The sequence below is a fragment of the Mycobacterium farcinogenes genome, assembly GCF_019739075.1.
Classification (GTDB): domain Bacteria; phylum Actinomycetota; class Actinomycetes; order Mycobacteriales; family Mycobacteriaceae; genus Mycobacterium; species Mycobacterium senegalense.
Genome location: NZ_CP081673.1, coordinates 5184424 through 5199836, shown reverse-complemented (window position 1 = coordinate 5199836; position 15413 = coordinate 5184424). Strand labels below are relative to the sequence as shown.

General features: G+C 66.7%; 13 protein-coding genes. 3 read left to right on the top strand and 10 right to left on the bottom strand.

Annotation, left to right across the window (positions count from 1 at the left end):
• Positions 1–28: 28 nt before the first annotated feature.
• Complete coding sequence (locus K6L26_RS24810) at positions 29–685, top strand: TetR/AcrR family transcriptional regulator (protein WP_036388997.1); 657 nt, start codon at positions 29–31, stop codon at positions 683–685.
• 13 nt (positions 686–698) lie between these two features.
• Here K6L26_RS24810 and K6L26_RS24805 read toward each other — a convergent pair whose 3' ends face one another.
• The 9 genes from K6L26_RS24805 to K6L26_RS24765 form a co-directional block, all read right to left on the bottom strand.
• A complete protein-coding gene (locus K6L26_RS24805; protein WP_019343099.1) occupies positions 699–1739 on the bottom strand; it encodes an LLM class F420-dependent oxidoreductase in 1041 nt (346 codons plus the stop codon).
• 79 nt (positions 1740–1818) lie between these two features.
• Positions 1819–3165, bottom strand: coding sequence for an NAD-dependent succinate-semialdehyde dehydrogenase (locus K6L26_RS24800; protein WP_221851878.1), 1347 nt, complete (start codon positions 3163–3165; stop codon positions 1819–1821).
• A gap of 22 nt (positions 3166–3187) precedes the next feature.
• Positions 3188–4144, bottom strand: a complete 957-nt coding sequence (locus K6L26_RS24795; RefSeq protein WP_036388989.1) for a PDR/VanB family oxidoreductase — start codon at positions 4142–4144, stop codon at positions 3188–3190.
• Positions 4144–4935, bottom strand: coding sequence for a gamma-glutamyl-gamma-aminobutyrate hydrolase family protein (locus tag K6L26_RS24790; protein ID WP_019343096.1), 792 nt, complete (start codon positions 4933–4935; stop codon positions 4144–4146). The genes K6L26_RS24795 and K6L26_RS24790 overlap by 1 nt, the downstream gene beginning before the upstream one ends.
• Positions 4932–5648, bottom strand: coding sequence for a gamma-glutamyl-gamma-aminobutyrate hydrolase family protein (locus K6L26_RS24785; protein ID WP_047036394.1), 717 nt, complete (start codon positions 5646–5648; stop codon positions 4932–4934). Before K6L26_RS24785 ends, K6L26_RS24790 begins: the two co-directional genes overlap by 4 nt.
• Before the next feature lies 1 nt (position 5649).
• Positions 5650–6351: a substrate-binding periplasmic protein gene (locus K6L26_RS24780; protein ID WP_221851876.1), complete on the bottom strand. Its 702-nt coding sequence runs from the start codon at positions 6349–6351 to the stop codon at positions 5650–5652.
• A complete protein-coding gene (locus tag K6L26_RS24775) occupies positions 6348–7733 on the bottom strand; it encodes a glutamine synthetase family protein (RefSeq protein WP_019345295.1) in 1386 nt (461 codons plus the stop codon). The genes K6L26_RS24780 and K6L26_RS24775 overlap by 4 nt, the downstream gene beginning before the upstream one ends.
• Before the next feature lie 47 nt (positions 7734–7780).
• On the bottom strand, positions 7781–8986 hold the full coding sequence (locus K6L26_RS24770; protein ID WP_019345294.1) for a cytochrome P450: 1206 nt from the start codon (positions 8984–8986) through the stop codon (positions 7781–7783).
• 36 nt (positions 8987–9022) lie between these two features.
• A complete protein-coding gene (locus K6L26_RS24765) occupies positions 9023–10534 on the bottom strand; it encodes an APC family permease (RefSeq protein WP_221851874.1) in 1512 nt (503 codons plus the stop codon).
• A gap of 141 nt (positions 10535–10675) precedes the next feature.
• On the opposite strand from K6L26_RS24765, the gene K6L26_RS24760 reads away from it, so the two are divergent.
• Entirely contained in the window at positions 10676–11428 is a 753-nt protein-coding gene (locus K6L26_RS24760; protein ID WP_019345292.1) for a FadR/GntR family transcriptional regulator, read from the top strand.
• A 79-nt stretch (positions 11429–11507) separates the two neighbouring features.
• Positions 11508–12260 carry a PDC sensor domain-containing protein gene (locus tag K6L26_RS24755; RefSeq protein ID WP_221851872.1) on the top strand — a complete coding sequence of 251 codons (753 nt, stop codon included), beginning with the start codon at positions 11508–11510 and terminating at the stop codon, positions 12258–12260.
• 24 nt (positions 12261–12284) lie between these two features.
• Here K6L26_RS24755 and K6L26_RS24750 read toward each other — a convergent pair whose 3' ends face one another.
• The gene (locus K6L26_RS24750) at positions 12285–15413 is read right to left on the bottom strand and encodes an NAD-glutamate dehydrogenase domain-containing protein (protein WP_221851870.1); all 3129 of its coding nucleotides are present in this window, start codon (positions 15411–15413) and stop codon (positions 12285–12287) included.

The following is a 15413-nucleotide window of genomic DNA, read 5'->3' as shown; positions in this document are numbered from 1 at the left end:
GCGTCGATTTCTGCGTCAAGATGGTCCGATGAGCGCGACCAAGACCGCCAAGACCGGGCCCGGCCGGCCCGCAGGTATCGACAGTGGCGACACCCGGCAGCGGGTGATCGATGCAGCCTGCCAGTGTTTTGCGCAGTTCGGCTACGGACCGGCCACCAACAACCAGATCGCCGAGATTGCCGGCGTCACTGCTGGATCGGTGTATTACCACTTCGGCACGAAAAGCAAGTTGTTCGAAGAAGTTTGCGCGGATGTTTACGGCAAGATCCTGGCCAGTGCCGCGCCGGCGATGGCCGGGCCGCGCTCGATGCACGAGCTGTTGCGAGCCGCGCTGTCCGAATCCATCCGCATCAATCGTGAGTTTCCCGAGCTCGCCGGTTTCGTCGCGACGGCACCGATCGATGCCCGCAGGCACCAGGAGCTGATCGCGGGTTTTGCGCGACAGGGTGCTCGGATGACGGACGCGCTCGCGCGGTCGGTCGTCGAAGGTCAGCGAGCCGGACTGATCCCCGCCGAGCACGACGCGGTTCAGGTGGCGCGGGTGATCGGTGCCATCGTCGACGGTTTCGCGCACGCGGCGGCTGTCACCGATCCGGAGGAGATGGACGGCGTGAACCGGTTGTTCGAATCGCTGCTCCTCGATGCCGAGGCCCGCGATCGGTCAGCTGCCTCAGATCCTGGCTGACCCGCTTGGTTTCCTACCGGGTGAGCTCCACCAACTCCTCGCAGAACTTCACGGTCTCGGCGCCGTCGGTGGCCAGCGGGTGCACCAGCATCGTGGTAACCCCGGCCTCGGCGTAGGCGGCCAGGCGTTCCTTGACGAAGCCCTTCGGCCCCACGAGTGACACGTTGCGCACCAGGTCGTCGGGCACCGCCGCGATGGCCTCGGCTTTCTTGCCGGCCAGGAACAGATCCTGGATGTGGTCGGCGACCTCGCCATAGCCGTACCGGGTGGCCAGCTTGTGGTAGAAGTTCTGGCCGCGCGCACCCATGCCGCCGATGTACAGCGCCAGTTGGGGTTTCGCCCACTCCAGCCGATCGTCGACATCGTCGCCGATCGCCAGGCTGGCACTGACCATCACGTCCAGCGGACCCAGTTCCGGATCGCGTTTGGCCGCCCCGGCGCGCAGGGCGTCGCCCCACACGTCGTCGGCCTTCTCGGGCAGGTAGAAAACCGGTTGCCAGCCCTCGGCGATCTCGGCGGTCAGCTCGACGTTCTTGGGTCCCAGCGCGGCGATGGTGATCGGAATGCGCGCCCGCACAGGGTGATTGATCAAGTGCAGTGACTTGCCCAGCCCGGTGCCGCGGTCGGCGGGCAATGGCAGCTGGTAGTACTTGCCGTCGTAGTCGAGGTTCTCGCGCCGCCACACCTTGCGGCAGATCTCGACCACCTCGCGGGTGCGGCCCAGTGGCGCGTCGAACGGCACCCCGTGGAATCCCTCCATCACCTGTGGACCGGACGTGCCGAGGCCCAGGCGGAAGCGGCCGTCGGATACATAGTCGACGCCCGCCGCGGTCATGGCCATCAGGGCCGGCGTGCGGGTGTAGATCGGGACCACGCCGGTGCCGAGTTCCATGGTGGAGGTCTTGGCGGCCAGGTAGCCGAGCTGGCTGATCGCGTCGTAGGAATACGCTTCGGCGACCAGGGCGATGTCGACGCCCACCTTTTCCAGTTCGACTACTTGGTCGGCGGCTTCTTTGAAGCCGCCGGCGTAACTCAGGAAGATGCCAGTGCGCATCGCAGGAGTGTAGCAACCCAACCAGTTGGTTGGGATGGTGGTGGTGGTGGCGAGAGCCGCGTCATGACCGTGCCACCGATCACCCGACCGTGCGGATCAGCTTCTTGTTGACGAACTCGCTGATGCCGAGTGTGCCGAGTTCGCGGCCGAAGCCGGACCGCTTGATGCCGCCGAACGGCAGTTCCACGCCGTCGGCCTGGACGCCGTTGATGAACACCATGCCGGCGTCGATCTTCGCGGCGACCCGCTTGGCTTGTTCGGCGTCGGTGGTGAAGACGTAGGAGCCCAGGCCGAACGGGGTGTCGTTGGCCAGCTCCAGGGCCTCGTCTTCGGACCCTGCCTTGAAGACCATCGCGATGGGGCCGAACAGTTCTTGGTGGTAGACGTCGTTGTCGGGCTTGACGTCGGTCAGCACGCCGGTCGGGAAGTACGCACCGTTGCGTTCGCCGGCACTGGTCAGCGTCGCACCCTGTTCGACGGCGCTGTCCACCTGTGCCTGCAGCCGATCGGCGGCCAGCTCCGATGACAGCGGGGTGATGTCGTCGGCGGCGGCGAGGACGGCGGCGGTGAATTTCTCCAGAAACGCGTCGTAGAGGTCGTCGGCCACGATGAACCGTTTCGCCGCATTGCAGGCCTGCCCGGTGTTGTCGAGGCGGGCGGCCGCCGCTTTGGCGACGGTGTCATCGAGATCGGCGGTGGACAGCAGGATGAACGGGTCCGAGCCGCCGAGTTCCAGGACGACCTTCTTCAGATTGCGTCCGGCGATCTCGGCGACGGCGGCACCGGCGCGCTCGGAGCCGGTCAGCGAAACCCCGGCCACCCGTGGGTCTTCGATGAGCCTGGCCACCTGTTCGTTGGTGGCATAGATGTTCACATACGCCCCGGCCGGGAAGCCGGCGTCATCGAAGATCTGCTGGATCGCGGCGGCCGACTCCGGGCATTGCGGGGCGTGCTTGAGCAGGATCGTGTTGCCGACACACAGATTGGGCCCGGCGAACCGGGCGACCTGGTAGGCCGGGAAGTTCCACGGCATGATCCCCAAGAGGACGCCGTAGGGGCTGTTCGTGATCACCGCTTCGCCTGCGCCGTCGAGCAGTTCGATCGGCTGGTCCCGCAGCAGCGTCTCGGCATGGTCGGCGTAGTACTCGTAAATCGAGGCGCTGAACTTGACTTCACCGACCGCGGCGTCGCGCGGCTTGCCCATCTCACGCACGATGATCGCGCCGAGTTCGTCCGCACGCTCGGCATGCAACTCACCGACCCGACGGATGAGGGCCGCGCGCTCGGCAACGGTGGTCTCGCGCGCCCACGCCTTGCTCGCGGTCACGGCAGCCGACAGGGCGTTGTCGATATCGATCTCGGTGGCGGTCGGGTACTCCTTGACGACGTCGCCGGTGGCCGGGTCGGTCACGACGTACAAGCTCATTGGTGTTCTCCAGTCTGTGTGGTCAGTAGAGTTCGATGACGAGTTTGTCGCTGCGAGAGCGGGATACGCACAGCGCCATTTCTTCGTTGTTGGCCTTGACGGTGGCCGACAGGCAGTTGTCGCGGTGATCCGGAATGCCCTCGACGACACCGGAGACGCAGGACCCGCAGATGCCCTCGCCGCACGACCTGAACACGTCGCAGCCCGCTTCCTCGAGCACGTCGAGTATCGAGCGGTCGGCCGGGATCTCGAACACCTCACCGGTGGTCAGTTCGACGGTGAACGCCGTGTCGCCGGAGGTGTCGACTTCCTTCGGGGTGAACGCTTCGAGGTGGATGTGGTCGGCGCCGACCGCGGGCGTGAACGCGGAAACCACCTGGTTCATGAATCCTTCTGGGCCGCAGGTGTATACGTGGGTATCGGTCGAGAGGCTCGATGCCATCCGCTCGAACAGCGCGGGTTGCTCGGTGCGCGGTACCCCGATGTGGAGGGTGACGAAGTCACGGTATTCGACTCGTTCGGTGAGGAAGTCGTCGAACGCCATCTCCTCCCGTGACCGCGCGAAGTAGTGCAGCTCGAAGTCGGCGCCCCAGCTGTACAGCTCGAAGGCCATGCTCATCAGCGGGGTGAGGCCGATGCCGCCGGCGATCAGAATGTGTTTGGCGGCGTCGGGGACGATGCCGAGCATGTTGCGCGGCTTGCTGATCTTCAGGTGATCGCCGACCTTGAGCGCATGCATGGCCGCTGAGCCGCCTTGCGGCCCTTCTTTTTTCACTGCGACCCACATCGACGAATCGTCCTTGGGGGAGCCGGCCAGTGAGTACTGGCGAAGCACCCCGGTGGGTCCGGTCACGTCGATGTGCGCGCCGGACTGCCACTCACCGAAGGGAGACCCGTCGAGCTGCTCCAAGCGGAGACCCCGGATGTCGGGTGTCTCGACCTGGATCTCGGCGATCCGGACGACGATGCTGTTTTCCATCAGCGGGCCTCCGGGGCAGGCGCACCGGCGGCGATGAAGCCGGCGAGCAGCTGGTACAGCGGTTCCAGTGGTCCGTCGTCGTCTTCCGGGTGGAACTGCACACCCAGCACCCAGTCAGTCGGGTGCTCAACGCCTTCGACGATGCCGTCGAGGGCCCGGGCCGCGACGACGAGCTCATCTGCCACGTCGTCGACGGCCTGGTGGTGACCGGACCGGACGACCAGAGGCCCCGCACCGAGGATGACGGCCAGCCGGGTCTCGGGCAGGACCTCGACCTTCTCATCGATGAAAAGGTGTTCGCCCGGCCCGCCGCGATGCAGCTGGTAATCAGTGATGTCTCCGATGATGGTGCCCCCGTAGCACACGTTGATCAGCTGCGAACCGCGGCAGATACCCAGCACCGGGCGGCCGGCGTCGATGTACGCCCGGATCATGGCGAGGCTGACCCGGTCCGCTTCCGCGTCGACCCCGTAGGAGTTCGGCAGGGTGCCTTCCGGTCCGCCGTAACAGGTCGCGGCGATATCGCCGCCACCGAGCACCAGCAGGCCGTCGGCATCGACGACCACGTCGACGCTTGCGGGTTCGGAGGTGTCCACGAGCTCGAAACTGGCATCGAGCTCGGCCAGTGCGCTCAGGGCGGTGCGGGTGAAGCGCCGGTGCAGTGCGGCGACCGGTGCGGTGAGATCGGGAAAGTTGAGGGATACCAGCACCGCGACGTGCGGGCGTCCCGGTTCCCGGTTACGGGTGCGGGACGGTTCGACCTCGTCGCGCAGGACGACGGCGTTGTTCATACCAAGGCCTCCATTCTGGATTTGGCGGCTCGTTCGGAGAGATCGGCGAAAAGCGCTGCATCGCTGCGCGAGGACGCGTGGAGATCCTCCGGATGCCATTGCACGGCAAGCAGATGTCCGCCGGTGTGTTCGAGGGCTTCCACGCACCCGTCGGCTGCGGTGGCGACCACCCGCAGGTCGGCGCCGATCACACCGACCGCCTGATGGTGATACGACGACACCGGGACCCGTGTGGACCCCGTGACCTGGAACAGCCGGCTGTCCTCGGCCACCGTCACGTCGTGCACGGCGTTGCCGTGCCCGACGCTGCTCGGCGGCAGGTGTTGAATCAGATCACCGCCCTGCACCACGTTGAGGATCTGCATACCGCGGCAGATCGCCAGCGTCGGGATGTCGAGTCGCACAGCGCAGGACATGACCGCCATGTCGAACGCATCCTGGTGTGCCACCGGATCTTCGGTCTCCGCAACAGGCTGCTGCCCGTAGTGCCGCGGGTCCAGGTCTGCCCCTCCGGGCATGCAGATGCCGTCGAACCGGGCCAGCCGGTCGGCCAGTTCGGCGGCAGGGTCATCGTCCGGGCCGTGCAGCACGAGCGGCTCGCCGCCACCCGCCCACACCGCCTCGCAGATCGCCTCTGCGGCCAGGGTCGCACTGAAGCGCAGGATCGGCACGCGGGCAGCACGCCGGCCCGGCACCGCGATCAGCGGTCGCATGTCAGCCCACCTCGAAGGGGTAGTCCAGCGTCGGCAGCCAGTGCGCCCACGCGGACTTCAGCCGGCCGTCGGCGATGATCCGAGCCAGCGCACCGTCAAGGGCTGCAAGGGTTTCCGGGCGGTCCTTGGCGACGGCGATGCCCCACGGGTTGTTGGTCTTGACGACGAACGCGAGCTCGAAATCCGGGTCGGAGTCCCCGAGCGGGACGAACACGACGTCGTCATCACAGACGGCGTCGACCTCGCCCGTGCGGAGTGCGGCCAGCATGTCCTCGTAGACGTGCTCCGATTCGAACTCGACCACCTCGGCGCCGGTGAACGAGGCGGCCAAGTTGTAGTTGGCCGAGGCACGGATGGCGGCGATCCGTTTGCCGACCAGGCCGGCCGGGTCGGGCACCGCCTCGCCGCGGCGCATCAGGATGCCTTCGTGGAAGATCCCGTACGGCCGGGTGAAATCGGCCTGCTCCAGGCGGGCGGGGATGATGCCCTGACCGCACAGCACGCCGTCCACCCGATGGTCGCGGGCGGCGGGCAGCATGTCGCCCCACGGCATGATGACCCACTCCAGTTTCCGGTTCAGTTCGGCCGCAAGGAGTTCGGCCACGGCCGGCTCGTATCCCAACCGGCCGCCCGGCGACGAGGCGAGCCCGAACAGCGGCGGAGCGTCGGCGTCGATGCAGGCCAGGCGCAGCGGCTCGGTCACGGGGTGTCCTCCCAGTACATGTTGCGCTCCCAGTCGGTGATCGAGCTGTTGAACCGCGCCCACTCGTCGGTCTTGTACTCCAGCAACAGATTCCCCAGCGGAGCACCCAGCGCGTTGATCAGGTAGTCGTCGGCCTTGAACGCCGCCAGTGCGTCACCGAGGGTGAGCGGCAGTTCGCCGAACAACTCCGGTTCCGTGGACTCGTAGCTCGAGCCGACCGTCGGTGCGCCGGGGTTGATCTGGTTCTTCAGGCCGTCGTCGATGGACACCAGCATCGCCGCGTGGGTCAGGTACGGGTTGCATGCGGCATCGGGGAGCTTGTACTCGAGCCGGCCGTTGGCCGACAGCCGCACCGTGCAGGTCTTGTTGTCGAGGCCCCAGTTGATCTTCGACGGGGCGAACTGTCCCGCATCCCAGTATCGCTTGTAGGAGTTGACCGTTGACCCCATGATCAGCATCGCGCCCGGGGTGTGGGTGAGCAGCCCGCCCAGGGCGTACTGCCCCTCCTCGGTCAGGTGCAGGTCGTGGCGGCCTTCCTCGGCCAGGATGTTGACGTCGCCGCGCCAGAGGCTGAAGTTGTGGTGGCAGCCGTTGCCCATGTAACCCTGGCCGGGTTTGGGCATGAAGCTCGCCTCGATGCCGAGCTCCCGGGCGACCTGCTTACAGATCTGCCGGTAGGTCATCAGCCGGTCGGCCGTTGCGTCGCTGTGGTCGAACATCCAGTTGAGCTCGACCTGGCCGGCGTCCTCGAAGTCGCCTTCGACCATCTGGAAACCCATGAACTTCGCGTAGGTGATCACCTTTTGGTAGATCGCGCGGTACCGCTCGAGGTGCTCGATGTGATAGGCGGGGCTCGAGTCGGGTCGTGATGAGGTGATGAAACCCGGTCCTTCCCAGGTCATCTCGGGTTCGGTGCCGGTGCGCAGTTCCAGCCCGGTCCGATCGGTGAATGCGGCGTGCAGTCGCTTCATCAGGCCGCGGGTGTCGGTCGGCAGGGGAGCGCCGGGATCGACCATCACGTGGTCGGGCTCGTACAGGCTGCAGAAGACGCGTGCGGTCTTGTGGTCCCAGGGCAGCACCGAGAACGTGTCGAGGTCGGGCATCGCGCAGTACTCGGCTGCGCCGACGCCGCCGCCGAGCAGGATGCCCTCGCGGGTGGTCTGCAGGTTGGCGATGGCAGTGCGGTGCTGCATGACGCCGCGGGTCGCCAGCCGCGTGAATTGGTCGGCGGGCACGACTTTTCCGACGACTCGCGCAGTGATCGTCACGGCCTGGAAGTAGACGAACTCCACGCCGTACTCCTCGATCGCCGCGAGTGCGGCGTCGAGGGCTCCGGGTGCGGAATTGGCCTCTCGGTGTTGGTCGAGCGCTGTTGTGCTCATGGACGCGGACCTTTCGGGATGAGTGTGTGGGTGGATGGATGGCCCGCTCAGGCGGGGGTGAAGCTGATCGGCAGCTTGTTCGCGCCGGTGTTGCCCGAGTCGGGCATCCAGTCGGCGCCGTCGAGCATCTTCGGGTCCCGAAGCCGGCGGGCCAGCAGCGGCAGCGCCTCGGCCATGTCGGCACGGGCCACGAAATGCCCCAGGCAGTGGTGGGCCCCGCCGCCGAAACCGAAGTGCGGCTTGCGTTCTGCGGCGATGTCGAAGCTGGGCTGCCCGAACACTCGCGGGTCGGTGCCCGACGATTCGCTGAACAGGTGGACGGTGGTTCCGGCATTGATCGCCAGTCCCTGGTATTCGAAGTCCTCGGTTGCCTCGCGGGTGACCCAGCGGACCGTCGGATTGGTCCGCATGACCTCTTCGACCGCCTTGCCGCCGAGAGCGGGGTTCTGTGCGAGCAGATCCCACTGATCGGGGTTGTCGATGAAGCTCTGCATCGCCAGGCCGAGTTGGTTGCGGGTGGTGTCGTAGCCGCCGAAGATCATCAGTACGAAGGCATCGCGCAGTTCCTCGGCGGACAGCCCGCCGTCGTTCTTGGCTTGCACCAACGTCGTCGTGAAGTCGTCGCGCGGATTGGCCTCGCGGTCGGCGATCGCGGCATCGGCGTACTCGAACAGCGTGGCCAGGGCGGCCTCGATCCGGGGCAACTCCTGCTTGAAGGTGATGCCCATCGCCAGCCCGATGGTGGCGGATTCGCGGGCGATGATCTCCCACTCCGACTCGGGCAACCCGAGCATGATGGCGATGACGCGGGCGGCATACGGATCGGCGAATTCGCCGATGAACTCGCACTCGCCCCGCTCGGCGAATGCGTCGACGAGTTCGCCTGCCAGCGCCTGGAATCGAGGCACCAGGCCTTTGATCAACCGCTTCGAAAAGGCGGGGTTGAGCAGGGTCCGCAGCCGGCGGTGCTCTTGGCCCTCCTTGTTCAGGATCCAGCTGTTCCACCAGTCCAGGAACGGGCCGTCGGTCACCCCGTTGTGGGCCGGCCAGTGCACACTGCCCTGGCGCAGGCTCGGATGGTGCATGAGCTCGCTGACCTCGGCGTAGCGCAGGACGGCGATCCCGTACTCGGTGTGGGCGAACCAGCTGGCCTCGCGGGCGTCGTGGACCGCGTCCGAGGTGATCGAGAACGAGGGATCGGTGACATGCAGTCGCGGCGCCTCGGTGTCGGTGGTGATGGTGTTCGGAGTCACGGTGACTCTCCTCTGGTGTTCGTAGTCTGAGATCGGCTAAACCGGCTGCACCACAACGGGTTTGTCCGGCGATTCGGCCGGGGCCGTTGGGATCGCGTCGGCGTGTGGCGTGGTGCCGTTGGAGTGGGAACCGACGATGGCCATGTAGAGCAGACCCAGCCCGAGGACGATGCCCGACATCAGCAGCACGATGTAGTTGTCGTACCAGGGCGCCTCGGGCGTCCGGGGCCAACAGATGTTGACGATGGCTGCCACGCCGTAGACCAGGGCACCGACGTTTACCAACATTCCCCATCCGCCCAGGCGGTACTTGCCGCTGGGGACCCAACCTTTGATGCGGGCACGCAGCGCGGCGAACACGACCATCTGAAAGGCGATGTAGATGCCGACCGAACCGAAGCTGATGAGCTTGGTCAGCGCGTCGGTGGAGACGATCGATCCGATGATGAGGGCGGCGGGGATGACCGCGGCGGCGAGCAACGCATATGGGGGGACGTGGCGCTTCTTGTCGAACCGGGCCCACAGCTTGGAGCCGACGATCATGCCGTCGCGGCCGTACGAGTAGAGCAGCCGGCTGGCTGCGGCCTGCAGGCTCAGGGCGCAGGACACGAACGAGATCAGCACGATGCAGAGCACGATCTTGGATCCGACCGGGCCGAAGGCCGTGGCCAGCACGGTCGAGATCGGATCGACGTCCTCACCGCGGATCACCGCACCGATGTCGACGACCGACAGAACCAGGCTGAGGCAGACGAAAGTGGCTGCGGCGCCGCCGATGTAGATGGTCCGTCGCATCGACTTCGGGATCTGCACCCCGGGGTTGCGGACCTCCTCGGCCACGTCACCGCAGGCCTCGAATCCGTAGTACTGGAAGACGCCGATCAGGCTGGCGGCGAGAAACGCGTAGAGGAAGCTGTGCTCGCCCTGCGCTCCGAAGCTGTCGAACAGTACGCCCAACCCGTGGTGACGTTGGGTGAGCAACAGCCACCCGCCCACGATCAGCGCGCCGATCAGCTCGGCGGTGAAGCCGAAGATCGCGAAGTAGCTCAGCATCTTGGTGCCGGTGAGGTTGATGACGGTGGCCAGCAGCAGCACGATCAGCGCACACACCACGGTGGTGTAAACCGTTGAGGTGAAACCGAATACGGTCGCCACGAACGGGCCGGCGCCGTAGGCCACGCCGGCGATGGTGGCCAGCAGCGCGAAGATGTACACCCAACCGGTCATCCACGCCCATTTGCGGCCCCACAGCCGGCGGGCCCACGGGTACACGCCGCCGGCCACCGGGAACTGGGCGACGATCTCGCTGAACACCAGCGCGACCAGCATCTGGCCGAAGCCCGCGATCAGCAGGCTCCAGATCATCGGCGGGCCGGCCGCGGCGAGTGCGAAGGCGAAGACGGTGTAGATGCCGACGACGGGCGAGAGGTAGGTGAAGCCGAGCGAGAAGTTGGCCCAGAGGCTCATGTCTCGTTTGAACTCGGACTGGAAACCGAGCGCGGCGAGTTGCGCGTGGTCCTCGTCGTGCGGCTCGGGTGTTTTCAACATAGGCGGCCGGCTTTCTGTGTCAGGGGCCATGTTCAGAGGTGGGCTGTGAGGCAAGCCATAGATTTAAAACATAAAGGACCATAGTTCATAGTTCAAGACTTATCGCGTACCATCGTCGAAATTGCCCTGGCAGGAGGAACAGTGGCGGTCGAACAGTTGCGCGGGCTGACCGCGGTGGGGGCTGTGTTGTCGCCTTTGGCGGGCAGCGGCCCCCGCACGGATGCCGTGGTGGCGCGGATCTCGGCGGCCATCGGCCTCGGGGTGATCTCCGACGGTGAGCAACTTCCGAGCGAGATCGATCTGGCCACTCAACTCGGCGTATCGACCATGACCCTGCGTGAAGCGCTGGCCATCTTGCGGGAGCAGGGGCTGGTGGTGACGAAGCGGGGGCGCGGCGGCGGAAGCTTCGTGCGCGCCTCGGCTGAAGACGTGCACACGCGATCGCTGGCCCTGCTGCAGGAGCTGACCGTTGAGGGGTTGCGCGATCTGGGCGACGAGCACTTCGCGGTCGCCGGTGCCACCGCGGTTCTCGCGACCCGCCGGGCCGTGGCGGCCGACATCGCGCGGCTTCGTACGTTGGCGAACCGCCTTGCGGCCAGCGATGATGCGATCACCAGCCGCCGCGCCGACAGCCGGTTCCAGATCGAGATCGCGGTGTGCTCGCAGTCGGCTCGTCTCACCCGCGCAGAGGTGAACATTCAGGCCGAATTGGCGGCGATGGTCTGGCTGCCACGGTTGGGGCTGGATCCGGCGGACGAGGCGGCCCGGCATCACCAACTCGTCGACGCGATCGAGACCGGGGATCAAGCCGGCGCGCGATCATTGGCAGAGGAGTACAGCGCGCTGACCATCCGACGGCTCATCGGCCTGCGGATGGAGCTCGCCAGAACATGAGTCCGCGGGTTGATCCGGCATCCTGCCGGGCGCCGGTGCCTAGGCTGACGCCGATACAGACGGAAGGGCATTCGAGATGATGGCGAACGGAACGGACCGGTCGTTTCGCGCCGACAACGGCGATGCGGCACTCGAGCCGGTCTCTGCGGCCGTGACCGCACTCGTAGAGAACCTCTTCGCCTCGTTGAGCACCGTCGCAGCGGCCACCCGTGTGCTGTGGGACCACATCGAGGACTCCGGCGCCAAGCCGACCTCGTCGGACCTGGCGGCGCTGCGCGACCCGGTGATCGGTGAATTGCGGCGGCAGGCCCATCTGGTGAACGGGGTCGGATTCGTCGTTGCGGACGGCGCGTTGGCGGACGTCCCTCGGTACCTCAAGTGGTGGCAGCCAAATCCCAAAACCGGTGGAGAGGCCCAACGCCTCGAACTGGATCTCAATCCGGGCAGCGAGTACTTCTACGACTATTCCACGATGGAGTGGTATTCGGTGCCCCGCGATCGCGGCACCCGGTGGGTGTACGGGCCGTACCTGGATTACACCGGCGTCGATCTGTACGTGTGTACGTTCGCCGTCCCGGTGCGCTCCGGGCGTGGGGAATTCATCGGTGTGGCAGGAGCCGATGTGCCGGTGGCTCGACTGGACGCGGCGCTGTTGCCGACCTTCGCGGCGCATCGCACACCCCTGGCACTCACCAACTCGCAGGGGCGGGTGATCGTCGCCAACGATGCCGAGCACGTCGCCGGTTCCAAGCTGGAAGACCCGAATTCCCCGAGAGCGCTGCCGGTTTCAGCGACGCCCTGGTCGTTGGTGTCGCTGGGCGGCGACTCGTGAAGGCCGGTTGACGGTTACGCACGCTCAGCGGATCAGGTCGTCGGTGTGGCGAAGAAGGAGCGCGAGTTCGGCGAGTACGGTGGCCCCTCGGGCGACGTCGATGACGCCGTCGCGACCCAGCTCGGCGCGCATCCGGCCGAAGCGGGCCAGCGCCGCCGCTGCGCCGTCACGCCACACCCGCAGCGCTTCCTCGGGGTCGGCGGCCAAGCTCAGGACCGCGGCGGTCAGCTGATGATGGGTATCGGCGAACTGGTCATACAGGGCGCCCACACCCATCGCGTCCCACCAGGTCGATGTGGTGTGCGCCCGCAATCCGCGTTCGATCCAATCCAGGTCGAGCTGGTCGTCGATCGCCAGGAACACGCCGGCCACCACCGTGATATCCCCGCCCATCCTGGTGGCGGTGCGGCTGAGGTCCAACGAGTCCGGGCGTAGCCGGGGCCACCGGTCGCCGAAGTCGCGGCGCTGGTCATGCAGGGCATCGACGTGTCGCCGGTAGGCCGCGATGGTCGAGCCGATGTCGAGAATCCCGCTGTGCCGGCGCAGCAGGCGTCCCGCGGTGTATTCGATGAAGTGCTGCACCGAGTGGAGTGCGACGTTCCGTTGTGCCGGGCACGCGGCGGTCTGCTCCAGCGCCTCGCGCCACATGTCGTCGATCCCGAAGAGATGCCGCACCACCGTGTAGGCCGCCGCAACCGTCGGTGTGGATACGCCGAGGCGCTCGTCGAGTTGATAGATCAGGCCCGGACCGACGTGGTTGATCAGGTCGTCGGCGATCTGGGTGGCGATGATCTCCCGGGCGAGCCGATGGCAGGAGATGTCGGCATCGAGGTGGATGCGAAACGGCGTGGGGAAGTAGTCGCGCAGCGCGGTGGAGAAGATCGGATCGTCGGGCACCGCGGAGTCCAGCAGCTCGTCGCGGACGACGTTCTTGGAATGCGCCAGCAGCACCGCGATCTCCGGACGCGTCAGCCCGCGGCCGGCGCGGGTACGGGAGACGAGTTCGGCCCTGCCGGGCAACATTTCGGCCGTACGGCTGATACCGGAGACCTGTTCGAGATTCTCGATCAGCCGTTCGTGACGGTTGAGTAGCGCAGGGGCTTGCGCTTCGGCCAGACCGATGGCCAGCACTTGGTTCTCACAGCGGCGCAGGACCGCCGCGGCGACCTCGTCCTCACAGGCGGCCAGCAACTCGTCACGTCCGGGAACCGTGACCCGCTCGGCGCGCAGGGCCGACTGCAGGGCGATCTTGAGGTTGACCTCGCGGTCGGATGAGGCCACGCCCGCGGCGTTGTCGATGAAGTCGGCGTTGATGCGGCCGCCGGCCAACGCGTACTCGATGCGGGCACGTTGCGTCAGCCCGAGGTTCCCGCCCTCGCCGATGACGGCCACGCGCAGCTGCTCTGCATCGACGCGGATGGCGTCGTTGGCCGGATCCGCTGCATCGGTGTGGTTTTCGCGCGCGGCCTTCACGTAAGTGCCGATTCCGCCGTTCCACAGCAGATCCGCGTCGGCGGTGAGGATGGCCCGGATGACGTCGTTGGGAGCGGCCGTTTCGGCGGTGAAGCCGAGCACCTCGCGTGCCGCGGCGGGCAGGTCGATTCGCTTGGCGTCGCGCGACCAGACCCCGCCGCCGGGTGACAGGACGGTGCGGTCGTAGTCGTCCCAGCTGCTGGCCGGCATCGCGGCAAGCCGGGTTCGCTCGGCGTAGCCGGTCCGCGGGTCGGGATCCGGGTCGATGAAGATGTGGCGGTGATCGAAGGCGGCGATCAGTTTGAGGTTGGGGGACAAGAGCATTCCGTTGCCGAAGACGTCACCTGACATGTCGCCGATCCCTATGACGGTGAGGGGGTCGGCGTCGGCGTCGCGACCGAGCTCGGCGAAGTGTGCGCGGACCGACACCCATGCCCCGCGGGCGGTGATGCCCATCTTCTTGTGGTCGTAGCCTGCTGAACCGCCGGAGGCGAAGGCATCGCCCAGCCAGAACCCGCGGTCGAGCGCCAATTCGTTGGCGACGTCGGAGAAGCGGGCAGTGCCCTTGTCGGCGGCCACCACCAGATAGGTGTCGTTTCCGCCGTAGACGACGGTGTGTTGCGGCGGGCAGACCTGGTTGTCGATGAGGTTGTCGGTGAGGTCGAGCATCCCGGCGACGAAGGTGCGGTAGGCCTGCTCGACGCTGACCCTCGGATTCTTGCGCACGAATGCGCCCTTGGCGCCGACCGGAACGATCGGTGAGTTCTTGACGGTCTGAGTCTTCATCAGCCCGAGGACTTCGGTGCGGTAGTCCTCGGGCCGATCGGAGAAGCGCAACCCGCCGCGCGCCACCGGCCCACTGCGCGCGTGGATTCCCTCGACGTCCTCGCTGTCGACGAAGATCTCCCGGAACGGAACGATGGGCCCCGGCGGATATAGCGCCGCGGATTCGATCAGGTAGGCCGCCCGGCGCTTCGGATGGCCATCGGGGCCGCGCTGAAACCAGTTGGTGCGCAAGGTGGCCGACACGAACGAGGTGAAGGCCCGCAGAATCCGGTCCTCGTCGACCGAGGTGGTCTCTTCGATCAGGGTGTCGATGCGGTGCTGCGCGTGGGCCATCCGTGGTTCGCGGTCGCGCAACTGCGGGTCGAACCGCGCCGTGAACAAAGCGACCAGGGCGGCGACGAAGTCGGCGTTTCGGGTCAAGGTGTCGATGACGTAGCGCTGCGACATGCCGAGCCCGGCCTGGCGCAGGAATCGGCTGGCCGAACGCACCAGGACGACCTCACGCCAGGTGATGTTCGCCGACGGGATCAGGCGTGCGTAGTCGTCGATCAGGAAACCATGTGCAGTGCGGGCGGCGAATGCGTCGGCGACCTTGTCCCTGGCGCCTGCCCGCCATGGCTGCGAGGTCAGGAAATCGAACACCGACACGGTCATCGGAAGTTCGGCGGCGTCAACGGTGTGCTGGGCCGCCACCCGAAGGCCGAAGTGCTCGAACAGCGCGCAGGCCTCGGTGAGCAGCGGCGTCGGGTCGGCCCATGCCACCACGGCGCGGGTGGTGTCGATCCCGTCCTGGTCGACGAAGACCATCTGTTCGCCCGGCGGCTGCATCCGGCCGAGCGCCTCGGCGATCATCCCGCTGTGCAGCCGCGCGGTGGTGACGATGTCAGAGCCCAT